The 23,843-nt window shown below is 44.5% G+C and carries 24 protein-coding genes and 1 pseudogene; 13 read left to right on the top strand and 12 right to left on the bottom strand.

Annotated elements, in window-relative coordinates; genetic code table 11:
• Positions 1 to 26: 26 nt before the first annotated feature.
• From KIO97_RS08465 to KIO97_RS08440, 6 genes and pseudogenes are all read left to right on the top strand, one after another.
• The gene (locus tag KIO97_RS08465) at positions 27 to 653 is read left to right on the top strand and encodes a LysE family translocator (protein WP_010643905.1); all 627 of its coding nucleotides are present in this window, start codon (positions 27 to 29) and stop codon (positions 651 to 653) included.
• An 86-nt stretch (positions 654 to 739) separates the two neighbouring features.
• A complete protein-coding gene (locus tag KIO97_RS08460) occupies positions 740 to 994 on the top strand; it encodes a hypothetical protein (protein WP_005533194.1) in 255 nt (84 codons plus the stop codon).
• A 68-nt stretch (positions 995 to 1,062) separates the two neighbouring features.
• Entirely contained in the window at positions 1,063 to 1,476 is a 414-nt protein-coding gene (locus tag KIO97_RS08455) for an NUDIX hydrolase (RefSeq protein ID WP_285381909.1), read from the top strand.
• Positions 1,477 to 1,542: 66 nt separating this feature from the next.
• Positions 1,543 to 2,021, top strand: a pseudogene (locus KIO97_RS08450) (AAA family ATPase).
• A 131-nt stretch (positions 2,022 to 2,152) separates the two neighbouring features.
• Positions 2,153 to 2,944, top strand: a complete 792-nt coding sequence (locus tag KIO97_RS08445) for a carbon-nitrogen hydrolase family protein (RefSeq protein ID WP_285381908.1) — start codon at positions 2,153 to 2,155, stop codon at positions 2,942 to 2,944.
• A 205-nt stretch (positions 2,945 to 3,149) separates the two neighbouring features.
• The gene (locus tag KIO97_RS08440) at positions 3,150 to 3,572 is read left to right on the top strand and encodes a GNAT family N-acetyltransferase (protein WP_285382119.1); all 423 of its coding nucleotides are present in this window, start codon (positions 3,150 to 3,152) and stop codon (positions 3,570 to 3,572) included.
• 117 nt (positions 3,573 to 3,689) lie between these two features.
• On the opposite strand, the gene KIO97_RS08435 is transcribed toward KIO97_RS08440, so the two are convergent.
• Both KIO97_RS08435 and KIO97_RS08430 read right to left on the bottom strand, forming a co-directional pair.
• Positions 3,690 to 5,450 carry an ABC transporter ATP-binding protein/permease gene (locus KIO97_RS08435; RefSeq protein ID WP_045454462.1) on the bottom strand — a complete coding sequence of 587 codons (1,761 nt, stop codon included), beginning with the start codon at positions 5,448 to 5,450 and terminating at the stop codon, positions 3,690 to 3,692.
• A gap of 221 nt (positions 5,451 to 5,671) precedes the next feature.
• Positions 5,672 to 6,310, bottom strand: coding sequence for a hypothetical protein (locus tag KIO97_RS08430; RefSeq protein WP_045395700.1), 639 nt, complete (start codon positions 6,308 to 6,310; stop codon positions 5,672 to 5,674).
• A gap of 342 nt (positions 6,311 to 6,652) precedes the next feature.
• On the opposite strand from KIO97_RS08430, the gene KIO97_RS08425 reads away from it, so the two are divergent.
• On the top strand, positions 6,653 to 8,317 hold the full coding sequence (locus KIO97_RS08425; RefSeq protein ID WP_285381904.1) for a trypsin-like serine protease: 1,665 nt from the start codon (positions 6,653 to 6,655) through the stop codon (positions 8,315 to 8,317).
• Between the two features lie 159 nt (positions 8,318 to 8,476).
• On the opposite strand, the gene KIO97_RS08420 is transcribed toward KIO97_RS08425, so the two are convergent.
• Complete coding sequence (locus KIO97_RS08420) at positions 8,477 to 8,653, bottom strand: DUF6435 family protein (protein WP_285381902.1); 177 nt, start codon at positions 8,651 to 8,653, stop codon at positions 8,477 to 8,479.
• A gap of 454 nt (positions 8,654 to 9,107) precedes the next feature.
• On the opposite strand from KIO97_RS08420, the gene KIO97_RS08415 reads away from it, so the two are divergent.
• Both KIO97_RS08415 and KIO97_RS08410 read left to right on the top strand, forming a co-directional pair.
• Positions 9,108 to 10,334 (top strand): DUF819 domain-containing protein, encoded by a 1,227-nt coding sequence (locus KIO97_RS08415; RefSeq protein ID WP_045382317.1) that lies wholly within the window; start codon positions 9,108 to 9,110, stop codon positions 10,332 to 10,334.
• A gap of 396 nt (positions 10,335 to 10,730) precedes the next feature.
• Positions 10,731 to 11,480, top strand: coding sequence for a MipA/OmpV family protein (locus KIO97_RS08410; RefSeq protein ID WP_285381899.1), 750 nt, complete (start codon positions 10,731 to 10,733; stop codon positions 11,478 to 11,480).
• Between the two features lie 136 nt (positions 11,481 to 11,616).
• Here the strand turns inward: KIO97_RS08410 and KIO97_RS08405 are convergent, their stop codons facing one another.
• Entirely contained in the window at positions 11,617 to 12,510 is an 894-nt protein-coding gene (locus KIO97_RS08405; RefSeq protein ID WP_285381897.1) for a LysR family transcriptional regulator, read from the bottom strand.
• A gap of 108 nt (positions 12,511 to 12,618) precedes the next feature.
• Between KIO97_RS08405 and accD the strand changes: the two genes are divergently transcribed.
• Entirely contained in the window at positions 12,619 to 13,488 is an 870-nt protein-coding gene (accD, locus tag KIO97_RS08400) for an acetyl-CoA carboxylase, carboxyltransferase subunit beta (protein WP_285381896.1), read from the top strand.
• Positions 13,489 to 13,566: 78 nt separating this feature from the next.
• On the opposite strand, the gene KIO97_RS08395 is transcribed toward accD, so the two are convergent.
• On the bottom strand, positions 13,567 to 14,307 hold the full coding sequence (locus KIO97_RS08395) for a prephenate dehydratase domain-containing protein (protein WP_285381895.1): 741 nt from the start codon (positions 14,305 to 14,307) through the stop codon (positions 13,567 to 13,569).
• Between the two features lie 219 nt (positions 14,308 to 14,526).
• Between KIO97_RS08395 and KIO97_RS08390 the strand changes: the two genes are divergently transcribed.
• From KIO97_RS08390 to KIO97_RS08380, 3 genes are all read left to right on the top strand, one after another.
• Positions 14,527 to 15,387, top strand: a complete 861-nt coding sequence (locus KIO97_RS08390; RefSeq protein WP_285381894.1) for an immunity 49 family protein — start codon at positions 14,527 to 14,529, stop codon at positions 15,385 to 15,387.
• Positions 15,388 to 15,613: 226 nt separating this feature from the next.
• A complete protein-coding gene (locus KIO97_RS08385) occupies positions 15,614 to 15,874 on the top strand; it encodes a DUF5062 family protein (protein ID WP_005376453.1) in 261 nt (86 codons plus the stop codon).
• Positions 15,875 to 16,096: 222 nt separating this feature from the next.
• On the top strand, positions 16,097 to 16,591 hold the full coding sequence (locus tag KIO97_RS08380; RefSeq protein WP_005431282.1) for a YcxB family protein: 495 nt from the start codon (positions 16,097 to 16,099) through the stop codon (positions 16,589 to 16,591).
• 96 nt (positions 16,592 to 16,687) lie between these two features.
• On the opposite strand, the gene KIO97_RS08375 is transcribed toward KIO97_RS08380, so the two are convergent.
• From KIO97_RS08375 to KIO97_RS08345, 7 genes are all read right to left on the bottom strand, one after another.
• Positions 16,688 to 18,829: a TonB-dependent receptor gene (locus KIO97_RS08375; protein WP_285381892.1), complete on the bottom strand. Its 2,142-nt coding sequence runs from the start codon at positions 18,827 to 18,829 to the stop codon at positions 16,688 to 16,690.
• 48 nt (positions 18,830 to 18,877) lie between these two features.
• The gene (fecE, locus tag KIO97_RS08370) at positions 18,878 to 19,642 is read right to left on the bottom strand and encodes a Fe(3+) dicitrate ABC transporter ATP-binding protein FecE (RefSeq protein WP_285381890.1); all 765 of its coding nucleotides are present in this window, start codon (positions 19,640 to 19,642) and stop codon (positions 18,878 to 18,880) included.
• Positions 19,642 to 20,613 carry an iron ABC transporter permease gene (locus KIO97_RS08365; RefSeq protein ID WP_285381889.1) on the bottom strand — a complete coding sequence of 324 codons (972 nt, stop codon included), beginning with the start codon at positions 20,611 to 20,613 and terminating at the stop codon, positions 19,642 to 19,644. Before KIO97_RS08365 ends, fecE begins: the two co-directional genes overlap by 1 nt.
• Entirely contained in the window at positions 20,610 to 21,626 is a 1,017-nt protein-coding gene (locus KIO97_RS08360; RefSeq protein WP_306417143.1) for an iron ABC transporter permease, read from the bottom strand. Before KIO97_RS08360 ends, KIO97_RS08365 begins: the two co-directional genes overlap by 4 nt.
• Positions 21,627 to 22,523, bottom strand: coding sequence for a Fe(3+) dicitrate ABC transporter substrate-binding protein FecB (locus KIO97_RS08355; protein WP_285381885.1), 897 nt, complete (start codon positions 22,521 to 22,523; stop codon positions 21,627 to 21,629).
• Between the two features lie 438 nt (positions 22,524 to 22,961).
• The gene (locus tag KIO97_RS08350; RefSeq protein WP_285381883.1) at positions 22,962 to 23,438 is read right to left on the bottom strand and encodes a hypothetical protein; all 477 of its coding nucleotides are present in this window, start codon (positions 23,436 to 23,438) and stop codon (positions 22,962 to 22,964) included.
• A gap of 12 nt (positions 23,439 to 23,450) precedes the next feature.
• Positions 23,451 to 23,843 (bottom strand): DUF4842 domain-containing protein (locus KIO97_RS08345; protein ID WP_285381881.1); only part of this gene is annotated, 393 nt, incomplete at its 5' end.

The raw sequence follows: 23,843 nt of genomic DNA, 5'->3' as shown, positions 1-23,843 counted from the left end.
TTTTATAAAGTCTCATGGAGTAAAAAATGGATCTGAGCTCAATTTTACTGTTTGCCGTCGCTTGCCTTGGTATCAATATGATTCCAGGGCCCGATGTTATCTATATCGTTTCTAATACTATGAAAGGGAAAATGGCCAGTGGCATGAAAGCTGCGTTAGGGCTCGGTGTCGGTTATTTCGCCCATACTTTAGCAGCATGCTTGGGTCTTTCTGCTATCGTGCTTAGCTCGGCGTTAGCATTTAGCATTGTAAAATGGATGGGAGCGGCATACTTGATGTACTTGGGCATCCAGTCGCTCTTTTCTATGTGGCGTGGTGATAGTAACTTAAAATTTGATGAAAGCGTTGAAGCCAACAAAAATGTGTTCGTTCAAGGCGTCATTGTCAGTGTATTGAATCCGAAAGTGGCACTTTTCTTTCTCTCTTTCTTACCACAATTTATTGAGCCTTCTTTAGGCTCAGTATCGACACAATTATTTGTGCTAGGTTTGGTGTTTAGCGCATTAGCGACAGCTTGTAACGTGTTATACGCCTCGGTTGGTTGTTGGGTTTTCAACCGACCAAATTCTCGGATCTACACACGAGCGCTAGAAGGTGTATCAGGTGCGTTACTTATTGGATTAGCAGGAAAAGTCGCAATCAGTGAGCAATAGATAAAGATACTTAAAGAAAAATTCTTGTTACCAACAGCCAAAATCAATGAGTGATTATTGGCTTTATTACAAAAAGAAAATATCACATGCAATACTTTCAATACTATGGCATCGATTGGGTAGCAATGGTGCTCACATTTCTCGCGATTTGGCAGATCGGTAACAAAAACAAAATTGGATTCATATTGATGATGTGCGGCAATACTAGTTGGGTGGCCGTTGGCTATTTGACGGGCAGTGTCGCTATGATCATCGCTAACGTTATTTTCTTCTCGATGAATTTGAGAGCGATCATAAAATGGTCCAAGCCAGAGCCTAACGCTAAAACGGTAGCGCAATAATAAACGAATTAAAATGCTACGCTCGACAAGCCAATAAAGTGGACGTAGCGGTTTGAAATGGACGATACATGAATAAACAAGTAAGAGTTGGAGTGGCGACCATCATCCTTCGTGATGGGGCAATATTACTCGGTGAGAGAGTTGGATCTCATGGTGCGAATACTTGGGCTACACCCGGCGGGCACCTTGAACTCGGTGAAAGTATAGAAGATTGTGCGAAGCGAGAAGTGCTTGAAGAAACCGGCCTAATCGTTGATTCAATTGAAAAGTTCACTTTTACGAATGATATCTTTGAGAAAGAAGGTAAGCACTACGTCACCTTGTTTGTAGTTGCATCGAGTAGCAGTGGCGAACCACAAGTCACTGAGCCGGATAAATGTAAGCAATGGAAATGGTGTCGGTTAGATGATTTACCAGAGCCACTGTTTCTACCGTTGATTAACTTACTTAAAGAAGATAACAAGCTAGAAAACTTTGCATAAAGCAACTGTTTAGTATGGCATTAAATTGTTATCTAATGGTGTTTTTCGGTTCATTGAGGGGAGCGTATGACCCAAATCTATCTCGTATGTGGCTTTATTGGTTCTGGTAAAACAACGTATTCAAAAGCCCTTGCAGAAAAGCATGGTGCTTTTCGTTTCTCTATCGATGAATGGATGATTCCTTTGTATGGCGAACACATGGAGCGTGAAGTCTTCGATAAACGATTGGCGACACTGCAAGACCTCTTCAAAGAATCAGCGCAACAACTGTTTTCTCTCGGAGTCCCTGTTATTTTTGATTTCGGCTTCTGGCGTAGATCAGGTCGCGAAAGCTTTATCAAATGGGCATCAGACATTGGTATTGAGAGTGAAGTTCATTATCTCGACGTACCTTTGATACATGTAAGCAAAGAGCCTCTTTGCGTAACGCAGACCTAAACAGTAAGTCTTATCATATGACACCAGAAATGCTGGACCTATTTTGGTCTTGGTTCGAGATTCCAACGGACAGCGAAAATGTGACTTGGGTTAAACAAGCAGGGTAAGCATTTTGAGTAAAAAAATCATGGTTGCAACGTTTGTTGCTGCTGGGATAGAGAGTGTATACGTCTCTTCTATCCGCCGTTTTTTCTCTCGAACCATACTTTACCGCTGCTTAAGCTATTAAGGAAAGAATGTGAAAACCGCAGTAACAATCAGTCTGGCTCAAATTCCTGTTGAAAGAGGAGAGGTTGAGTACAATCTTACCAGTCATCTCAATATGATCGCGTTGTCGTCGTGTAATGGTGCTGATGTCGTCGTATTTCCTGAGCTATCACTGACGGGTTATGAACTCGATCTCGCAGAGGAGCTTGCTCTTGCGCCGGAACCTGAAAACTTTCAACAATTATCCAGAGCCGCTGTAGAAAACAAGATCATTGTCATCGTGGGTTGCCCTCTCAAGTACGCCAATACAAAAAAGCCAGCAATCGGAGCCGTGATTTGTTTCCCTGATGGCCGTGTATCCTTTTACGCCAAGCAATATCTGCATGAAGGTGAACAAACGTATTGCTCGTCTGGCTCCTCTGATTACTTTTTTAATATTAATGGACACAAAGCAGCATTAGCCATCTGTGCGGATTTTGTTCATAAGGATCATGCCAAACGGGCTGGAGAGTCAGGGGCTGATATCTATATCGCAAGTGCTCTTATTTCTGAAGGCGGCTACGCACCAGATTCAATTATCTTATCCGAAATCGCGGTGGAACAAAGAATACCAGTGCTTTTAAGTAATCACATTTCAAAAACAGGTGGTTGGGAGACGTGTGGTAAGAGTACGATCTGGAATCCACAAGGTGAACGCATTGAGCGTGCCGATATAAGAGAGCCTGGAATTGTTTTGTGCACGCTTACAGGGCGTGATATCGAAGTTAAAAATGTCATGCAACCTCTAGTTAGTGAAACGGATAAAACATGGAAGTGTTCTTAAGAAAATAGCGACGTAAATACGTTGAATTTCTCCAAAGCCTTGGGTGCTTCATTCATTGCTACACGGGCTCAAACGTATTCAACAAAAATTGTGTTTTTAGGCACTTATAAAATACCTAAAGGCTATGTATAGTGGCGTCAAGCGGGGAGCTACAAGCTGCTTTTATCTCAGCATTCCCCGCGTTATTGCAATAAAAAGGTAAATGATGATTGAAGTAGTAAACGTCACTTTTGAAGGTGAAAATGAACAGCATATTCGTTCCATTCGTGAACGTGTTTTTATCAACGAGCAGGCTATCTCCCCGGAAATTGAATTCGATGGACTCGATAATGTGGCAATGCATTCATTGATTCTGTGTAATGGTGAACCCGTAGGCACCGGACGAATTTTAACTGACGGCCACATTGGACGTATCGCAATCCTTAGTGATTTCCGAGGTCAGGGCTTAGGTGCAAAAATTGTGTTGTCTCTGGTTCAAGAAGCACAGAATAAGGGTTATCCCCGTGTTTATCTTGGTGCGCAAAAGCATGCGATTGATTTCTATGCCAAGCTGGGCTTTACGCCTTTTGGTGATGAGTTTCTATCGGCTGGAATTGTGCACTTATCGATGGAAAAAGCGTTGCGTTAAGATGCCGTCGATCGGTTGATCGCGCAGCTTTTATCTAAGCTTACAAAGTGCGACTTGGTTATAGTTATCGACAGAGAAACACAAAGCCCGCTAAGGATAGCGGGCTTTGTGTTATGGTTACTCTAAGTGCTTAAACTGTAACGCCACTAAGCGCTGGTACAACTCACAGCTTTGCATCAACGATTGGTGGTTACCGATATCAATCAACTCTCCACCATCTAACACGGCTATCTTATCCGCATGTTGGATAGTCGACAGTCGGTGGGCAATGATTAGCGTCGTTCTGTCTTTCATCAGAGCCTCAAGTGCCTGCTGAACATGATGTTCACTTTCACTGTCTAGTGCGCTGGTGGCTTCATCAAGCAATAGGATTTTAGGGTCTTTCAAAATGGCACGAGCAATGGCGATGCGCTGTTTTTGTCCGCCAGACAATCTCACGCCACGCTCGCCCAAAAAGCTGTGGTAACCATCCGGTAGCTTTTCGATAAACTCATGAGCATGTGCTTTCTTCGCTGCTTCAATGACCTGCTCGTCAGTAGCATCCGGATTACCGTAGCGGATATTATGGAAAACATCGTGACTAAACAAAGCCGGTTGTTGCGGCACCAATGCCATTTGACCACGAAGATCGTTTGGATCGAACTGACGAATGTCTTCACCACCGAATAAGACTCGCCCTTGCTGCGGGTCATAAAAGCGTTGTAGTAGTTCGAACAACGTCGTTTTACCTGCACCTGATGGGCCAACCAGAGCCAACACTTTACCTCGTTCAGCCGTTAGGTTTAATCCTTTCACTGCAGGCTGGTCTGGGCGGGAAGGGTAGTTGAAGTTCACTGAATCAAACGTTACTTCCGCAGGCATAGTGTCGGTGATCGGCATGTGATTAGTTGGTGCCGTGATGTCACTTTCCACTTGTAGAATCTCAATCAACCTCTCTGTGGCACCTGCAGCTCTTTGCAGTTCGCCCATGACTTCCGAAATCGTCGCTGTAGAGGATGCAACCATAATGGCATAGAACACAAATGCCGCTAGATCGCCGCCCGACATCTTACCGTGAATAACGTCACTGCCGCCGACCCAAAGCATCCCGGCAATAGCACTGAATACGATCACGATAACGCCGGAAATCAGAATCGCGCGTTGTTTGACTCGCTGTCTGCCAACCTCATAAGCTTTCTCTACTTCTACTGCAAATGCCGCGCGCTCATGTTGCTCTGAGCTAAAGCTCTGCACGGTTTTGATATGCTCAATCGCTTCACCAGCGTAGCTGCCTACATCTGCCATCGTGTCTTGGCTTTTCCGAGATAGGGCGCGTACTCGTCTCCCGAAAACCAAAATAGGAACCAAAACAAACGGCACGGAGGCCAGCACAATCAAAGTGAGCTTAAAGTTAGTCGCAAACAGCATGATGATGGCACCAACACACATGATTGCGCTGCGCATGGCCATCGAAAATGAGGACCCGATAATGCTTTGCAATAGCGTTGTGTCTGTGGTGAGCCGAGACATAATGTCGCCGCTGCTATTAGTCTCAAAGTAACTAGGGTGCAGTGTCATTACATGGTTAAACACCGCAAGACGAATATCCGCACTCACGCGCTCGCCGACCGAGGAAACCAGATAGAAACGGAAAAACGTGCCCGCAGCAATACACAGTGTCACGCCGATGATGAACTGTATCGCGTTAGTGAGTTCTTGTTGTGATTGTTGGGCGAAGCCTTGATCTATCAACATACGAACGCCGTAACCCACGGATAGCGTTAGACTTGCTGTTGCGAACAGGGCAACCAAAGCTGCGGCAACTCGCCATTTATGAGGCGAAATGAAGGTGTTGAGTTTTAGAAGAATGCTGAGATTTTTATTATTTTTTCTGCTCATGAGTGGCTCACAAAGCGTTATAGGTAACAGGCATAGTAAGCGACTTTTAAGAGGGAGACCAGAGGTCTATGGCAATGGGCAGAGGATCCTTTGTGGAAAAGAACCAGGGTCTGTTTGATTGTAAATTTATCAAAAAGGTGGGTAATCAGAGTGAGTTAGCCAGCTAGGCCAACTCACTTTATCTACGTTTTCAGCTGATACGAACTTGAGCCTAACGGACGTTAATCAACGTAAGCCACAGAGCTTGGTTCTTTGTAAATGCAGTCTACTTTTGTCACGCTGCCACTCGAATCTTGATATTGAGCATAGACGGTCCATAGCCCATTTATTCGTGCGCCCATAACCGTAACTCGGGTATTTTCACCGTAAGTGGTGTTGTCCTTACCAGTTCCTCTGCCAAAAGAGACTTGAAATTCTTTTTGGACAGCACGTTGTACTTCCATGCCGTTAAAGTCCCCCTTTGGTTGCACATGCAAAAACTCAAGCCCGCCTCCTTTTGCTTTACGGATAGCAAAGGTACAGCCGGTCAATTGAGTAGTGACCAAGTAGTCCGCTGCATCATAGTGGGTGACTTTAGAAATGGAGTCGGGTTTAAGTTGTTCAAAAGGAGAGACAGGGATATGAATACATTGAAGTGCTTTCGCGTTTTTAGCTAACGATTTTGGGCCAAGGCGGAAACGCATCTCCTTCATCTTAACCCCTTGGTTTATTCCGAAAGCGGTATCCCCAAGACTATACAGGTAAAACCTCATAGCACCTTTTGATTGGCCCGCGCTCGTAATGGACAGTGGGAAGCGAAGTAGAAATTCCTCTAAATCTCGGTCTAAAACCTGAACAGCCTGATCTAACGTTTGTGGCATAACACAGTCCTTTGTTGTTATTTATAGAATGTGTGAAGTCTTATTGATTGCAGTTCACAAGAATAAGCATATATGAACATATCCAATCCATCGATTTTTCTACCTCGCTCGTTGGCGGAACATGATATTGCTCGAAACTGAAATGCAATATCATGACTATTCATTGATTCGATAAGTAACTATGTATAGGGACTAAACGCAAATCTTTAGTTTCTACCACGTGAAAGACAATTACCTGTAATTAAGTAGAGCGTTGTCACACTTTGGTGTTAATCGTGTTTCATATGTTAACTTTATAAAATAGCCTGCACGACTTTTTGGGTGTGTATAAAAGGCTAGATCATGAACACAAATCAGACAAAATGGTTACCGCTTGGTATCTGCGCAGTAAGTCTGTCTTCTCCGTCTGTATTGGCGGAGATTAAAACTAAAATCATAAACGGTGAAGAGGTAACACAAGGCAATTGGCCATTTATGGTGGCGCTGGTTTCGAAAAATATGGACGCTTATAAAGGCCACTTTTGCGGCGCGAGTTTTATTGGTGACCGATATGTACTCACCGCTGCACATTGTATTGAAGCGAAAAGTCATGAAGGCGTGGAAGTAGTGATTGGCGTATCGGATCTGTCCTCCCCAGATACAGCGAAACATCGTTACGCTGTCGAACATATATATGCCCATGAGAGTTACAGCAAAGAGCCTGTTAGCAATGATATCGCGATTATTGAACTTGCTCAGGCTCCGTCGGAGTCTAAAGTGACTCTCGTTGATGGTTATGCTCGCGGAAATCTGGCAGTAGGTCAGGTACTCACGGTAATGGGCTGGGGAGATCAGAACCCGTCAGAAGAAGAAGTCTCCCAGACCAGTGAGTTACATAAAGTCAATGTTCCCCTTGTTGACCAGGACCAATGTACTCAAGTCCCTCATGATGGTTATGCTGAGATCGGCGATGATGCTTTCTGCGCTGGCTATACAGAAGGGGGGCGAGATGCTTGCAGTGGCGATAGCGGCGGTCCGTTAATGCTCCCTAATAACGGAAAATATGAACAACTGGGTATTGTGAGTTGGGGGGAAGGGTGCGCGCAGCCCAACGCCTATGGGGTTTACACGAACGTGAGCTATTTTGAGGATTGGATCGAACAGCAAACAGTGGGTCTAAATTACCGTGCTAAAGAGGTACTGGGCGTCCGTTCTCTTGGTTTAATCTCACACACTTTTGAACTTACAAATAATTCAGATCAAGAGATTGAAATCTCAAAGGTTTCGCCATCATTTGTTCATAACTCGCCAACCATTAATAATATGAGTGCAAGTATCACCAATAACAACTGTCAGACACTCTCAGTTGGTGAAAGCTGCGAGGTAAGTGTCGGTTACGACCTAGATTCAGTCGGTATGCATGAATTTGGCGTGCAAGTTCATACCAACTCGTTGCTAACGACGTTTACGCCAAGAGCTTATGTTTTGGGGGCGAACGCAGCTCAGCGGGAGGTGAGTGACCTCGTCGATTTCCCGAATAGTGGTGTGTACAGCACTCAAAAGTGGACAACCATAGAAGCTTCAATTTCATCGCCAGTTCTAGAGCACGACGGGTCAGCGGCGTTGATTGTTGAAGGGATTCCCACTGGTACCGTATCGATGGATCTTTCAGTGTTTGCAGAAGAGGACCACGACATCTTAGAAATCTATATCAATGGTTTTCAAGTGGTTCAGGTTCCGGGTGAGATTTCGGGAAGAGTGGATTTACCGATGGTCAGAGACGCAGATAACAGCTTTATGATTATGTACAAGAAAGGTGGTCTGGGCGCTGCGCACAACGGTAAGGTAACCATAGAAAATATGACGTACACCGATGAGCTGATTACAAACGAACTCAATTTCACCCCAGCTCAAGAAGCGGAAGATTCAGAGTCGTCAGGCGGCACTATCGGCTGGCATTGGTTGATCGTTCTCTTAGCTGGATTGATTGCACGAAAACGTTCGTTAAATCACAAGAGCGATAGATAGACCTTTAAGCAACCGCGACAACGTGAAGCTTTATAGCCAAAACGTTTGAAAGCGATACAAACTATAAACGCTATACAAATTATAAAAGGTCCAAAGCGTTAAACTCACAAAGCCCGGCGTGCTCGCTGGGCTTTGTTATTTCAACTGTTTAGCAAGGCATTAGTTCTGTGGCGTGTTCAGTGTTTTGATTTGCTCAAATACTTCTTCTGCTTCTGCAGTTAACAACGAGTACGTTTTAATATCACCGCGACGCTGTGCCTGCATGGCTTGCTCACACAGTATAGAGTGACGCTTTTTGAGCTTTTTAACCGAATTGTTTTTGAAAAAAGAAAACATCCATAAATCCTCTAGTTAAGACCTTTCTTTATTACGCATTGGCGTTGATTTTAGTTCATGCCCTTAGCTTTTGAACCAGCTCATTGCTGATAGTTAGGGCGAACTCGGTGAGCAGCTTTTCGGTTCTATTTAAGCTAGCTTTGGCCGAAAACGAGTCGGACTTTTGCCATACAAAAACTTATCAATATTTACCTAATGAATGTCTTGCTTATAAACATTAATGCTTGGCTATAAACCACGAAACATAGGAAGGCGATAATGAGGAAATTTTTTTGAGTTAAATGAAAATAACGCAATCGCTTTATAAATAAAGGGTTTGCGAGCAATTGTTGTGATGTTGCAAGGATATTTCAAAGTGTTTCTGCTGTTACATATTGTAACATTAATGCGTTATCTGTATGGTTCTCCCTCTCAAAAAGTAGACATTTACGCTCAAATTAAAGGAAGAACTATAATGATTTCTAATGATGCAGTAATCATGGGCATGTTAGCGGTGATACTTGGCGGTATCTTCATTACGGAAAGCAGCCAAAACAGCGCACTAAAAAAATTCTATTCGATCATTCCTGGTCTTTTGCTTTGCTACTTTGTTCCGTCACTACTAAACAGTTTCGGTATTATTGATGCGTCAAACTCTAAGCTGTACTTCGTAGCAAGCCGTTACTTGTTGCCAAGTGCACTGGTACTTCTGATCATTTCTGCTGACCTTCGCAAAATCATTGGCCTTGGCCCAAAAGCCGTCATCATGTTCTTAACGGGCACGGCGGGTATCATCATCGGTGGTCCATTGGCGATTCTTATTATCGACCAAGTCTCTCCGGATCTTGTTTCTGGTGATGTTTGGCGCGGTCTAACCACAGTCGCAGGCTCTTGGATTGGCGGTGGTGCTAACCAAGCAGCGATGAAAGAAGTATTCGAAGTGAACGACCAGCTATTCTCGGCGATGATCACTGTGGACGTTATCTGTGCCAACGTCTGGATGGCAATCTTGCTAATCATGGTTGGTCGTCAAAAGAAAGTCGACGCTTGGCTAAAAGCAGACACATCATCTATTGACGAACTGAAAGAAACCGTTTCTAAGTATCAAGAAGAAAACGATCGTCCAACGACAACAACAGATTTGGTTAAAATTGCCGCGATTGCGTTTGGTTTAACGGGGCTGGCTCATTACTTCAGCGATATGATTGCGCCTTGGATTTCAACCAATGCCCCAGAACTGGCGAAATACAGCCTAACGTCAGGTTTCTTCTGGTTGATCGTATTGGTAACGACTTTTGCGCTGATTGCTTCTTGTTTTAAATCAACACGCAGCCTTGAGCATGGCGGTGCATCTAAAATCGGTTCAACCTTTATCTACATCCTTGTTGCGACCATTGGTATGCAAATGGACGTGACCGCAATCTTCGACAACCCAGGTTACTTCTTTATCGGCATCGTATGGCTAACCATCCATGCAGTACTGATGATCGCTGTTGCGAAACTTATTCGTGCGCCGTTGTTCTTTATGGCTGTAGGTAGCCAAGCGAACGTTGGCGGTGCGGCTTCTGCTCCGGTTGTTGCGGCGGCATTCCACCCAGCACTTGCGCCAGTGGGCATTCTAATGGCCGTACTAGGTTATGCACTTGGCACATACGGTGCTTACATTAGCGGTCTATTGATGCAGTTGGCGGCAGGGCAATAATCCTGTAGCGCTTTTCACAGCACATTGAGAACAAAGGCATTTTGGGAACGAAAGGTACATTAGTTACAAAAGTACATTAGGAGCCAAAGTGCATTGGAAAAAAGTCCGATATGGCAACGACCATGTCGGACTTTTTTATTTTTAAAAGCATAGGTACATAACCGTACTCAAGCACGAGATTAAGAGCATCTCTGGTTTATTTATTCAAGTTTTGTTGGCTCTGTTTCTATGATTTATTTCTGAATTTTATAGGGAGGGCTCTGATAAATAACGACATTTTTCAACCTAAAATGCATTTATAAAACAAACTAACAATTTAGATAAAATTATATAAAGTTTGTTGAGTCGGTTTTAATTATTCGTAGAATCTCGGCCAATTAAAAATTGGAGCTCAACATGAATAAAACCTTATTACTTGTACCGACATTATTATTTAGCGCTTATTCTCACGCCGATAGCTCTTTGTCTCTTGGTATTGGTGCGCTTTATTCTCCTTCTCCATATATTGGAATGGATACGCAGTTTACACCTTTACCTTCGATTGTTTATCGAGATAAGCACGTGAGCGTTGAGGGTACGACAGCAAGTTACAGCTTTAATGGCCGAGGCGCACCGATTGAGTACTTTGCGAAAGTGGGCTTCGATCCTAGGATTATGCGACCTTCGGATTCGAGTGATTTAGACATGCAGAAGCTAGACAAGCGTAAGACATCCTTCATGGGTGGAGCAGGGGTGAGATTCAACTTTCCCGGAACCACCGCGTTTCTAGAAAGCACGATCGCAACCGATATCAGTGGAGTTCATAATGGTCATTATGGAGAGATCAAAGCGGCCTATCCGATAATAATGGGTTCGTTTGGTATCACACCTTCAATCGGTTATCAAATAAACAGCGCAGATCTTAATAATCACCTTTACGGTGTATCTCGTGAAGAGGCGACTCGTACTCGATTTGATGAATATTCCATGGACTATGAGGGTGATTACTTCATTGGCTTGAATGGCTATATGTTCTTGACCAAAAAAATCAGTATTTCAGGTAGCGTTCGTTACGTGAGCCTTGAAGATGATTTGAAAAAAAGCCCAATCCTTTCAGAAACAGATAGCATGACCGCATATTTGTCGCTCAATTACACCTTTTTCTAAATAGCATTTTTTATCAAATAGAAATATAAGCCGGCACACTGTGTCGGCTGTTTAATATATTTGGGATGCTTTTATTTTTCTTATCTTTATTATTCGATATTTTTAAATAACAAGGTTGGTATTGTCTCAACCCTTGCTATTCATTTGCTTGCTTTCTAATGTGTTCGATAAATACGGGTATCTTCTTCGCTAAATGTTTTCGCGACGCGTAAAAGGCATACAGCACCAAATCTTCTGGTTCGTATTCCAGCTCGATCACTTCTAGCTCACCAGAATCGATTTCTTGATGGCAAAAGCCAGTGGGCAGTATTGCAAACCCAAGTCCAGCCAGTGCCCCCGTTTTAGCGAACTGTCCGCTGTTGACCTTAAATGACGATGCCACTCTCTGAGTTATCAAGGAGCCATCTGCTGTTTTGAAAACCCATGGTGTACCTTTCAAGGCGGTAAAGCTGCTGATGCAAGGGACGTGTTTTAAATCGGTAACCTGAAACGGCTTTTGGCAAGTTTGTAGCAGTTTCGGCGATGCCACAACAACACTTGGCCAGCGCTTAATTTCTTTGGCAACCCAATTGCTGTCTTCTAACTTCCCTCGATGAAAACTTAAGATCACGTCAAACCCGTCCAGCAAGTCCTCTTTCGGGCTCAGGTTGGTCTCGCAATTTAATGTAATCGAAGGATATTGAGTACAAAACGAGACAACAGCTTTAGCCAGTTCTGGTGAATCAGGCATCAGGATATTGAGTTGTCCCATGACTTCGTGCGAGTGCTGAGTGACCTCTTCAAGAGCGTCATTGAGTTTGTCGAACAATGGCTGCGTGCGAAGGTAGAGTTGCTCTCCGGCTTCGGTAGCGCAAATACGTCTTGTGGTTCTATCAAATAATCGCACATCAAGTTGCTCTTCGAGTAGAGCAATGTGACGGCTGATATTAGATGTCGGTAAACACAAGAACTCCGCGGCTCGTTTAAAGCTGTTGTTCTCGTAAACACAGTGGAAACTCTTAAGCCATTGCGGGTCTATCTTATCAAGCATCTCAGTTAATCCCATTTTGTTGGATTATAAAGCCAATTAAGCCCACTTTATTACCAAAATAAGGTTTGTACAATGCTCACCAACGTCGTTTCTGGATAAAGGTTTCTTATGAGTTGGTTAGAAAAGTTATTAGATAAAAACAACATTATTAACACGCGTAAAGCATCGATCCCCGAAGGCGTTTGGTCCAAGTGCCCGTCTTGTGAACAAGTGTTGTATCGAATAGCGCTAAAAGAAAACTTGGAAGTGTGCCCTAAATGCAACCATCACATGCGGATGACTGCGCGCCATCGATTGGACAGCTTCTTGGATAAACAGAAGCAAAGCGAGATTGCCTGCGAGTATGAGCCGAAAGATGTGCTCAATTTTAAAGACAAGAAACGCTATAAAGAGCGTATCGCCCTTGCTCAAAAAAGCACTGGAGAGAAAGATGCACTGGTTGCGATGAAAGGCGAGCTATTAGGGTTACCCATCGTTGCTTGCGCATTTGAGTTTTCTTTTATGGCTGGCTCAATGGGCTCGGTAGTAGGGGCAAAGTTTGTTGAGGCCGTCGATATTGCCATTGAAGAAAACCGCGGCTTAGTCTGCTTTTCTGCCTGCGGCGGTGCAAGGATGCAAGAGTCTTTGATGGCATTGATGCAAATGGCCAAAACCAGTGCGGCGTTGGATCACTTATCCCGTGCGGGCTTGCCCTATATTTCGGTGTTGACCGATCAAACGTTTGGTGGCGTATCGGCAAGCATCGCAATGTTGGGGGATATCAATATCGGTGAACCAGAGGCAAGAATTGGGTTTGCAGGGCGTCGCGTAATCGAGCAAACCGTGCGAGAAAAACTGCCGGATGGTTTCCAACAAAGTGAGTTCCTTCTGGAGCATGGCGCATTAGATATGATTGTCGAGAGACGTGATATGCGAAGAAAGATAGGTGGGTTAATCGCAAAGCTGACCAACAAAAGTATTCGACCTGAAGCAGAGTAAGTTGCTGTTGCGTATTTCATTAGCGAAAGGCCAAGACGGAGGCTTTTCGCTAAGCTATCTACGGGGTTCTTTTCGTATTTACTTAGCCAACGCTTTTCCCTGTTTGATTGCTGCAATCAAGGCTTTGCGTGCTTGAGCTTCTGTTATCGGCGTCTCACGCTTGCTAATGTCCATCAGCAAAAATGATGTCTTGTTGTCTTTATTGTCTTGTACTCCTTTTTCTATGACCGTTAAGTTGGTATACGTCGATTCAAGTACACACGCTCCAATCGCCACGCTGCCCGCTGGGAGTTGACGTTCAGACACCTGTTTTGCCGCAGCAGCAGTGCCTTCAGGTACAGCAAGCTCTTTGGCTTTGGTCTGCTTTGTTTTCCATAAATTGATTTGTTTTAACGCAGCGGGGTGAGAAGCAATTATTGTGATTGGCTGCTTAGTTTTCACATCTTCGGTGTTCATTAATACACACATTTCGATTGGAGTTGTGATAAAACCTTTCAAATCGACAGGTTTGTATTGCTGAAAGGCTTCCACTGTCGCCTGTACTAGACGCCCATCAATGGTTGAGTTTTCTACGGCGCTAAAGGCCAGTCCGCCGCGTTCGTTTGCCATTTTAAAGGTATTTGTCGGTGTGCCTGCAAAATCTACAGGCGCTTTGAGTTCTGGATGCTGGGTAAATAACTGAGTGATAGCGGCGTCATTAAAACTGCCTTTAGACGCTTGCACGTAGACCGGCTGTTCTGCGTGTACCAAAGGGCTGATGCCCAACGTCGCTGCTAACGCAGTGCCCAGTATTCCTTTACTAATGGTTTTCATCTGCATTTGTTCTCCTTGGCAGTAAGATTTTTCAACGATTAAGACATCAATGTAACACAATAATGCGAGTGATTTTCGGTCGGGTTGGGTTTGGCATTCTCTCTATAACTAACTGATTAAGCATTGATATTATCAATTGATGTCGGCATCATTCTCAGCCTGAACTTTAAATTTTTGCGTTGTTGCAGTACAAAAATATAACGATTTATAACGGGCTAGGAATTGATGGAACTAATAAAAAATCACTATTTAGATATACCTGAAGAAAGAAAATTGCGTATTTTTCGTGAAGAAGATGAAAATTTTTACAGCTTCTGGGAAAGAATGCTTGATGACAATCAATCTTTTTATAAGCACCCTCTGAAAAGAATGAAAGGCGATGCTTGGGATTCGCTTGAGGTATTCTTTACCGCTTCAAAATACGGACAACACCAGGCCTCGCCAGCTTATATAAAAAGGGCGCTCGAGTTACTGAATAACGTGTACCTGCTGGCCAATCATTCAGACCAAGTGGTTGAATTCTCCGTTGGGCACCGACACTTTTCGGAAGTGGGTAACCGTTCTATTGCAGAAGGAACAATGGATGCATGGTTGGATGAAATCTGTTTAGCGATGGCCGCGAGAGATTGGCGCTGTGTAGAGCTGATGACCATCATGGATGAGTCGTTAGTGCGTTTAAAAGATCCTTTCGATGTTGCGCTGGTCGAGTTCGTTAACGGTGTATTTAGCAATTCATCAGCGTTACCTGAGTTATTGCAAACGGTGATGGAGAAATCCTCCCCACAATATTTAGAATCAACCAGAGTGCCATATGTACACTCTTTGTTTATTCCATTTGTGAATGTGTTTATTGCCATTATCGATGGCGATGAGGCACATTATCAAGAAGCACTGAGAGATGCGTTAGAGGCGCATTACCAGTTCTATATGAATGAAGATGTTCGTTATTCGCCAAAAGGCAATGTTTCTCTGAAACTGACTGGTCTTGCTGCATTGGCATACGATAAGTATGGCTGGACGATCCCAGAAGCCGCATATTTGCCGAAATGGCTCGTGTACGGCGAGCATGATCTTTGCTCAGCATAAAGCATTCTTAAACAAATTTGTGCCCACTCGGGGGAAGCACGGGGGTGTACCATTTTTTAATGGTATATTGGTGATTATGTATGCAATGTTAATGATGAAGAATTAAGTTGGTTTTTCAACCGGTTACTTGGCAATAACGCATAAACTTATCAATATGCGAGCTTACTAACATGCCATGCGTGACACTTAATGTATTCTTAATTGAAGCGAAGAAGAGGATTTATCAATGTCAAAAAGCTCCAAGCTTCACAATGAAGACAAACTGGTTAAGAAGGCACTAGAGATAGGTGGGAAGATGGCGAAACTACAAGGTTTTGACCTTCCTCAGTCACCACAGCCTCTAAGAGTAAAAGCGATTTATCTATTCTTGGTCGATGCAAAACAGATCACACCACTACCGGAAAGCAAGCTAGACGGTGCAAGCATCAAACACCGACTGGCAGTATGGATACACAGTGCGTTGCCAGACAACGACCCTCTAAAGTAGAAAACTCAAGAAGTCACATCGGTAAATTACAATAAGGCGAGCAAAATGGTTCGCCTTGTTTGATCTTGGCAAGTGCATCAGGGTCTTCGAATGTTTCGTTATTATTGATTTACAAAACAGAATCAAAATTGCTAAAGATAACGTCTGAGAAGCGCTACAATGCAGGTGTTGCAAGAGCGCAACCGAGAATACTCATTCACAGAAACCTTAAAGTAACCATACATGTCTAAAGATTTCGAATTCACCACAGAATACATACTCGACAAGCCTTTCTTTGCTGAGTGTTATGACCAAACTAGCCAGCCGACTAAGTTCCCACAAGCGTATTTGAAAGGATTGCTCTTTCTTATTTTTGGTGTGGTCTTATTAGAGTTCGAGCTGTTACCTAACGGTTATGTCGGTTGGTTCTTTATCGTATTGAGTGTGATTGAAGCATGCAGCGTTTACTTCAAAAGAACTTGGTGGCTGTGGCGTCAGACCATCAGCTCAAGCCGTGGCAGCAAAGTGGTGTTTGAAGTGAATGCGGATGGCGTGCGCTACAAAAGCGGTAAAATCGATCGCAGCCTAGCATGGAAAGAAATCGACCAGCTCGAACAAACCGATTTGGGCTTCATTCTTCATCTTGGTAAACAACGCCAATACATCAGCAAATCTTGCTTAAACGAAGAAGTCATTTCGTTTATGGCAGCGCAGCACGCCGCATCTAAAGCGAACTAATCAACTAGCTTTAAATTGAAAAGGCGAACCATGTGGTTCGCCTTTTTTGATTTTCATTCTTTGTCTGTGGGACAGTGCTTATAAGAAAAATCAGAGTTAGAAATCAAGCTCGTAACTTAAGCTGAATGTTCGGCCACGACCAGAGAAGTAGTAAGAGCTGTTATTACGAATTTGGCTGAAGTAGTTGATGTATTGCTCATCCATTACGTTTTCAATACCAAAGGCGATACGGCCTTTATCACGCATGTCGTAATGCGTACTGAAATCAACCAACCCGTAGCCATCAAAGTTTTGCTCTGCGCCAACATTGTTTGCACTTTTCTTGCTGTCGAATAGGTAGTTGTATTGAATTCGGCTCGCTAGCACATCAGAGAAATTATGGTTAACGGCAAGCAGTAGGCGATCTGGTGTCAGGTTTTTTAGATCCATGTCAGAGTCAACACTGCCATTGCCTGTAGTATCGACTTCACCTTCAACGTGCGCGTACATAGCACTCAGCTTAGTTGAGTCGAGCACTTGGTAGGTTGAGGTCAGTTCGTAACCCATGATGTCGGTGCGTTGGCGTTCTACATCGTAGGTACCATTGTTGTTGAGTGCTAGGTTAGCGCCATCTTTTGCAATAGACATGTAGGTGCTTGCACTAACAAACAACTTGTCTCCGCGATAGTTAAGGCCTAGCTCATAGTTGTCTGTTACAACCGGTTCTACAGCTGGCATTGTATTGAAATCAATTGGCGTACCGTTTTGGCCAGGGTTTGCATTACCAACCCAGTTACCACGTAGGATACGGCCAATATCTGGTAGGCCAAACCCTTGGTTGAAGCTAGCAAACGTGCTGAATTCATCTGTAAAAGTATAAACGGCGCCTACGTTGAATACCGCTTTTGAAGAATCCTGTGTGCCACCAATGATCTCAGAGTTGTGTCCATCGACACCGTAGCCATAGATAGTTTGACCATCGCTTACTTTTACTCGGATGCTTTCATAGCGAACGCCGGTCGATAGGCGGAGCGCATCCGTCACTAGGAAGTCACCTTGAACGAACGGCGCTAGGCTGTAATATTCCATAAGAGGCGTTACGTTCAAACCTGACTGATCGAGCGTTTGCTCCGTTTGATCATGTAGGCCATCTAAGCCAAATACCCAAGTATCATCGAGGTCGAGCAGGTCATAGGTTTCGTAACCGACTTTAAAGCCAGTCTTTTGAGAAGAGATAGCGCCTTGGTCGTTAACTTTGGTTTCGGTTGGGTACCACGTTGCTTCACCAAACACCGCATCGTAGTTTTGGTAGAACATCTGAGCGGTAAGCATACCATTGCCCAGATCGTAATTCGTGTATTGTAGGTTGAATAACTGAGCTTCATTGCTCACTGGTTCACCTGAAGGAGAGCCCGGCTCTACAGTCCCAGGAATTCCATTCTCGAAATCACCTTTGACACCTTTATAGTTACCATTGGCCTCGATCGTATAGGTGTTAGCCGTCAATTCGATACGCTGATTACCGTCATCAAAGTTGTAGCCACCTTTAAAGAAAAGGTCCGTCGCTGTGCTGTCTTGCGTTTCACCCTGAATGTCGTTCATTCCAATAGGGTTACCATTACCATCGTAGTAAAGGCCTTGTTGATCCCAAGAACCACCAAAGAACAGGTCAAATTCGTCATCGTACTTACTGACGTTGTAGAAAACTTTTCCGCCAGTGCTGTCGTTATCGAAACTTGAAGTCACACGAGTACCAACCGTTTGTTTCCAATCATCACCCGGTTTTGCACCTTTCGTGATGTAGTTGATGATACCGCCTGTAGCTCCCATACCTTGAACCGCACTTGCACCATTCACGACCTCGATTCGTTCAACCATTGATGGATCAATCGTATAGCCGTAACGGTTGCCGTTTCGAAGAGGATTCACTTGAGGTACACCATCAATCATGATGAGCGCTTGGCGACCACGCAGGTTTTCGCCTTGGTTAGACATCTTTTGGCGACTTGGTGTAATACCCGGAACCAAGGTAGCAAGAATGCTGGTCAGGTCGTCAGAGATGATAGATTGTTCTTCAATATCCTCAGCATCGATGACGGTGACCGCACCTGCAATTTTATCTGGCGTTTGGGTATAACGGGTCGCTGTTACCACCATGGTTTCCATCTCTTGTACGCCTTCGTTTTGCGTATCTGTCTCAGCGTGTGCACTCGCGATTGAAAGTGCTAATACTGAAAGAGTGAAAGGAAGTTTACTCATTTTCATATCCTGTCTTGAGTATTTAAATTAAGGCTATGTCGATTGTTTTTATAGGTTTATACACATAGGTTTGTTTGAAACGGGGTCATTCATGATCATTGCATCAAGATCGAAAACATCCTTGAGCAACGATTGAGTGAATATCTCTTCAGGTGCACCTTGATGGGTAACTTGCCCCTTCTTCAGTACCACCAAGTGATCGCAGTAACGGCAGGCTTGGTTCAAATCATGAAGAACGACAATCACGGTTTTTCCTGCCGCATTTAGCTTTTGAATCAACTTCATCAGCTCTACTTGGTGAGATAAATCGAGGTAAGTGGTCGGTTCATCAAGCATGACAATCGGTGTGTCTTGTGCCAAAACCATCGCTATCCAAACACGTTGGCGCTGACCGCCGGATAGAGCATCTACCTTCTTGTCGACCAATTCCTCTATCTGTGTTTCGGCAATGGCTTTGTCTACTTTTTCGTGGTCGTCTTGAGTCAAACGCCCCCAGTAAGATAAATAGGGCGAGCGACCGTATTCAACGAGTCTTCTCACCGTAATATCTTCTGGCGTTGTCAACACTTGGGGCAGCAATGAAATGTATCGAGACAGCTCTTTGTCGGCGTAATCTTTAATCGACTTATCGTAGACAGTGAGTGAGCCATCAAATTGTTTGTTGATGCGACATAAGGTTTTAAGCAACGTCGACTTACCACTTCCGTTGGGACCAATTAATGCTGTGATCTTTCCTTCTGGAATGTCGAGATCGAGGTTATGAATAATGTTTTCTTTGCCATAAGAAATAGACAGCTGATGTGTTTTAAGCATTATTTCCAACCTTTATAGCGTTGAAGTAAGAAGATGAAGTAAGGTGCACCAATGAGCGAAGTCAGTACTCCAGCCGGAAGTTCAAGTGGGGGAGCAATACCACGAGCGGCGGCGTCTGCGACAACCACAAGTAAAGCCCCAATCACACCAGACATAGGGAGCAAGTACTTGTGATTGTGTCCAAACAATAAGCGAGCTAAATGAGGAGATAGCAAGCCCACGAAGCTGATCGTCCCACATACTGCAACGCTAATACTGGCAAGGAGAACGGAAAGAACCAATGCGATAAAGCGTGTGCGCTCTGGTTGAGCACCTATTGTGGTGGCAGCTTCTTCCCCAAGCCCCATTAAGTCGAGTTTCCAAGCCAGTCGCAACGCAAGAGGCAGTAAGATGGCCAGTGATATCCAAATCAATGGCACTTGTGACCAGTTACGCCCCCATAAGCTTCCGGTTAACCAGACCATTGCCGTATTAATTTCTACCGGGTTAACAATCAGCAGAAAATCGATACCGCTAGAAATGAAGGTGCTGATTGCAATGCCAATCAATGCGAGCCTTGCTGGGGTGGGGTTGTATTTATAGCTGATACCAATAATACCAAGCGCGGCGGTAACCCCTCCGGCAATGGCAACAGAGGCGAGTAACGGCAATGATGCGTCTGGCACATAAACAAGCAGCAAGGTTGCAGCAAAACCAGTACCCGCGCTGATACCCATTAAATCTGGTGAGGCGAGAGGGTTTCTCAAGACTCCTTGGATCAATGCTCCAGAAAGCCCGAGTCCAGCACCAACGCCAATCGCTAAGATAAAACGTGGCAGTCGGTATTGATTAATAATGAAATCGAAGTCGCCACCGTGAAGTAATGTGGTTACCACGTCACTTAAGGAAAGGGAGACTCTACCGACGAATAAGCTGCCTATCGCACAAGCAATTAATAAAATGGTTAACGCGATTGCTTTGGTCTGGTTCATGACACTTTGCTCCTAACGGCCAGTGCGATGAAGAATGGCGAACCAATCAATGCAGTAATAACCCCTACTGGCGTTTCTGCTGGGAACCCGACCATGCGTGAAATAACGTCAGACCACACCAAAAGGCTTGCGCCAAGCATCGCGGTGACAGGCAGCAAAATAAAGTGATTGGTGCCAACAAGCTTGCGGGCGATATGAGGAACAAGTAGGCCAACAAAAGCGATAGGTCCCGCGATAGCGACACTCGATGTGGTTAGCAACAGCACGGAAATACAAGCAATAACACGTGTACGGTTGAGGTTCACACCAAGTCCGGTGGCAATATCGTCGCCAAGAGTCAGCAAGTTAAGACTACGAGCGAGTGATATGGTCAAAACGATTCCAACCAAGCTCACAGGCCAAAATTGTGCCCAGTCTTCCCAAGTGATGTTCGCGATCGACCCCGCCAGCCAGTTCAAAACGCTATAGGCCATATCATCGGCTAGGATCAATGCACTTCTCGTAATACCAACTAACAGGGCGTTAACGGCAATGCCGGCCAATACCAACTTAATTGGATGTGACTTGCCAGCAAAGAAACCACCTAAAGAAAGTACGAGCAGTCCGCTTACCGCGCCACCAAGCAATGCATTAACGGAAAGTGGTAATTCAGGCAAGAAAACCAAATTCATGGAAGAGATAGCGATAAAACAAGATGCCCCGGCGTTGATCCCCAAAATGCTTGGAGACGCCAGTGGGTTTGCTGTTAGCCCTTGCATAAGAAGCCCAGCAATCGCGAGATTGATACCAATCAGGATAGAGGCCAGTACACGGGGTGCTCTCAACGATGAGAGAATCTGATGTTTTATATTTGCTTCATCAAAGCTAAACCAGAACCCAAATAAGTCGTGGATCTTAAGCTCAAAAGAGGAGTAGCTGATCATAGATGCAACCGTCCCCAAACTGAGTGCTAAAAAAACAACGAAACAGCCAAATAGCGTTTTTCTACTTTGCATAACATTAATAAAAGACATCTATTTGTTTAGTAATTCAGAAAGATCTTGTGCGATTTGTTCGGCAGCATGCATACCTCGGTTAAGAGACCAAGCTTGTGGCGAAACATTCACAACCTGTTGGCGCTTGCGTGCGTTAAGGAGATTGAAAAGAGGGCTCTGTTTCCATGTGTCTGCGATGGTTTTCTCACTGTATGGTCCGATCAGAAGCCAGTCCGGGTTGGTTTTTAGCAACTGCTCTAAGCTCACTTCAACGTAAGCACGCTCTTTCTCATTTGGAATTGGGCTCTGGATACCTAGGCAAGTTAACACGCTTCCCGCGTACGATTTTGGGCCATGTAGCCACATGCCTTTCTCTGTTGCAACCGCGAACTGCATAGTGTCGGAGCTCGCAAACTTCGTCTTGAATTCAGCCATCACCTTTTTGTGTTGCGCAATGCGCGACTTCATCTCTTTTTCCTTGTTTAGAACAATACCGATTTTCATTGCGGCATCTAGGTTCTGTTCATAGTTCTCACCACGGCTTTTCAGAAGCAGTGTTGGGGCAATCTTAGACAGAGCGTCATAGGCAGACGAATGTCGTTGAACATCGGCAATGATAAGGTCAGGCTTCAATTGAGAGATAACTTCTAGGCTTGGCTGGGGGCGCATACCAACAGAAGTCCAAGGTGCCACTTGGTCTCGAATCGATTTAAGAATTCGGTTTACATCTTTATCATCCGCAACGCCAACAGGAGAAACTCCGACAGAGGCTAGGGCGTCGACAAAAGAATACTCCAAAGCAACGACGCGTTGAGGTGTCCCTGTGATCGTGAACGTTCCTCTTTCATCTGTGACCGAACGTTCATTAGTCGCGAAAGATCCAAATGAGGTGAGAGTACACAGCACCAATGCGATTGCTCTATGGATAAGGCCCATTTAACTATTCCGTTATGAAGTTTTGATTTGTAAGGAAGTGTGTCCATACAGGAAGAAGTTGCGAATGTTAGTGCAACTGAGAAGTAATATCAATAATAACTGATGTGATTGTTATTAAAGGCTGGTGGGGTTTTATTGAGGTTTATTTTGTTGGTAAATGTGTGGTTGATTTTTATGTGTGTGGCGAATGTTAAATGTTAATTCTGACGATGAACCATTCGCCACATATGAACACGCCTGATGTGAATTTGGCTCTTTGAAGGATAATCGGAACTGACTTGCTGGAAGTTACGGTAAGTTGCTACGAGTGAGAGCGATATCCTAATTTATGATGTATTCTCCCAATTCAAAAAAAATCGCATGTTCGGAAGAAGCATGCGATTTTTAAAGTGGTGCTTAACTGCCCGTAGAGCTAGAAAGCCAGATAGCTAGATAGCCTTACAGCTTCAAGCTAGTGTCATTGACAGAGATAATACGTTTTACCGGTTCTGAGCCATCATAAAACCAAATCTCGACCAGCAAGTCTTTCTGGCTGTCAGATACATTAAAGTCGAAATCCACTTTCCCACTGGCTAATGGAACAGAAACCACTTTACTTGCGTAATGAGCTCGGTAGTTACCAGCGTTGTCTTCGCTAAATTGCTTGTACAAACTCAGCTGTGCTCGTTGTGTCGAAAAGCCGCTAATATCCACACTCAGTGTACCCGGTTTTACTGGGTTGTAGTCAAAGCCCTCAGGGACAACTAAGTCCTGCGCTGTTGTCGGATCATCTGGCTCATCTGGTTCAACAATGGTAACAGGGGGCGGAGTAGAGCTGTCGTCATCGCTGCTTCCACCGCCAGAGCCATCACCGCCCCCACAGGCGGTGAGCGCGAGTAGGATAACCCCCATAAGAATTGCAATTATATATTTCATCGTATCCTCTCCCTATGGTAGATCGTAAGTTTTGTCAGTGGCAGGTGATTGATGCCAGTTTTGGTTTGTTGTGCCGCCGGATTCTGCCCAATCTTGGAACTCAGGGTAGGCTTCGACAATATCAACGCGCTCCAGTGGCCATTCCCAATCTTCAACGATGAGCAGTGCCCAAGGCAGGTAGGTAGCGGTTTTAAAGTAGTTGTTGGAGCCATTCAAGCTAGCATCGACACCGATACCGTATAAACTCGTATCGAATTGTTCCGTAGGAGCCTGGCCTGGCAGGTGGATCTCCAATGTTCGTCCAGGTTGGAATGGAAGCCCTTCACCATGATAAGTATTTGGTGTGGCGAAGATGAACGGGTCATACGGCATGTTGGCAATGGCAGAGCGATCGGAGCCTTCGGT

The organism is Vibrio sp. B181a (genome assembly GCF_030248375.1).
In the GTDB taxonomy this organism is placed as follows: Bacteria; Pseudomonadota; Gammaproteobacteria; order Enterobacterales; family Vibrionaceae; genus Vibrio; species Vibrio campbellii.
The sequence above is the reverse complement of the archived record's forward strand: the minus strand, read 5'-3'. Positions and strand labels throughout refer to the sequence as shown.

Coding starts and splice junctions, on each gene's coding strand:
- KIO97_RS08440 (WP_285382119.1), top strand. CDS start 3,150: ATGATTGAAGTAGTAAACGTCACTTTTGAAGGTGAAAATGAACAGCAT.
- KIO97_RS08395 (WP_285381895.1), bottom strand. CDS start 14,307: ATGCAGATGAAAACCATTAGTAAAGGAATACTGGGCACTGCGTTAGCA.
- KIO97_RS08360 (WP_306417143.1), bottom strand. CDS start 21,626: ATGTCTTTTATTAATGTTATGCAAAGTAGAAAAACGCTATTTGGCTGT.
- KIO97_RS08355 (WP_285381885.1), bottom strand. CDS start 22,523: ATGGGCCTTATCCATAGAGCAATCGCATTGGTGCTGTGTACTCTCACC.
- KIO97_RS08380 (WP_005431282.1), top strand. CDS start 16,097: ATGTCTAAAGATTTCGAATTCACCACAGAATACATACTCGACAAGCCT.
- KIO97_RS08460 (WP_005533194.1), top strand. CDS start 740: ATGCAATACTTTCAATACTATGGCATCGATTGGGTAGCAATGGTGCTC.
- fecE (WP_285381890.1), bottom strand. CDS start 19,642: ATGCTTAAAACACATCAGCTGTCTATTTCTTATGGCAAAGAAAACATT.
- KIO97_RS08385 (WP_005376453.1), top strand. CDS start 15,614: ATGTCAAAAAGCTCCAAGCTTCACAATGAAGACAAACTGGTTAAGAAG.
- KIO97_RS08425 (WP_285381904.1), top strand. CDS start 6,653: ATGAACACAAATCAGACAAAATGGTTACCGCTTGGTATCTGCGCAGTA.
- accD (WP_285381896.1), top strand. CDS start 12,619: ATGAGTTGGTTAGAAAAGTTATTAGATAAAAACAACATTATTAACACG.
- KIO97_RS08410 (WP_285381899.1), top strand. CDS start 10,731: ATGAATAAAACCTTATTACTTGTACCGACATTATTATTTAGCGCTTAT.
- KIO97_RS08375 (WP_285381892.1), bottom strand. CDS start 18,829: ATGAGTAAACTTCCTTTCACTCTTTCAGTATTAGCACTTTCAATCGCG.
- KIO97_RS08365 (WP_285381889.1), bottom strand. CDS start 20,613: ATGAACCAGACCAAAGCAATCGCGTTAACCATTTTATTAATTGCTTGT.
- KIO97_RS08390 (WP_285381894.1), top strand. CDS start 14,527: ATGGAACTAATAAAAAATCACTATTTAGATATACCTGAAGAAAGAAAA.
- KIO97_RS08465 (WP_010643905.1), top strand. CDS start 27: ATGGATCTGAGCTCAATTTTACTGTTTGCCGTCGCTTGCCTTGGTATC.
- KIO97_RS08430 (WP_045395700.1), bottom strand. CDS start 6,310: ATGCCACAAACGTTAGATCAGGCTGTTCAGGTTTTAGACCGAGATTTA.
- KIO97_RS08455 (WP_285381909.1), top strand. CDS start 1,063: ATGAATAAACAAGTAAGAGTTGGAGTGGCGACCATCATCCTTCGTGAT.
- KIO97_RS08405 (WP_285381897.1), bottom strand. CDS start 12,510: ATGCTTGATAAGATAGACCCGCAATGGCTTAAGAGTTTCCACTGTGTT.
- KIO97_RS08420 (WP_285381902.1), bottom strand. CDS start 8,653: ATGTTTTCTTTTTTCAAAAACAATTCGGTTAAAAAGCTCAAAAAGCGT.
- KIO97_RS08350 (WP_285381883.1), bottom strand. CDS start 23,438: ATGAAATATATAATTGCAATTCTTATGGGGGTTATCCTACTCGCGCTC.
- KIO97_RS08415 (WP_045382317.1), top strand. CDS start 9,108: ATGATTTCTAATGATGCAGTAATCATGGGCATGTTAGCGGTGATACTT.
- KIO97_RS08435 (WP_045454462.1), bottom strand. CDS start 5,450: ATGAGCAGAAAAAATAATAAAAATCTCAGCATTCTTCTAAAACTCAAC.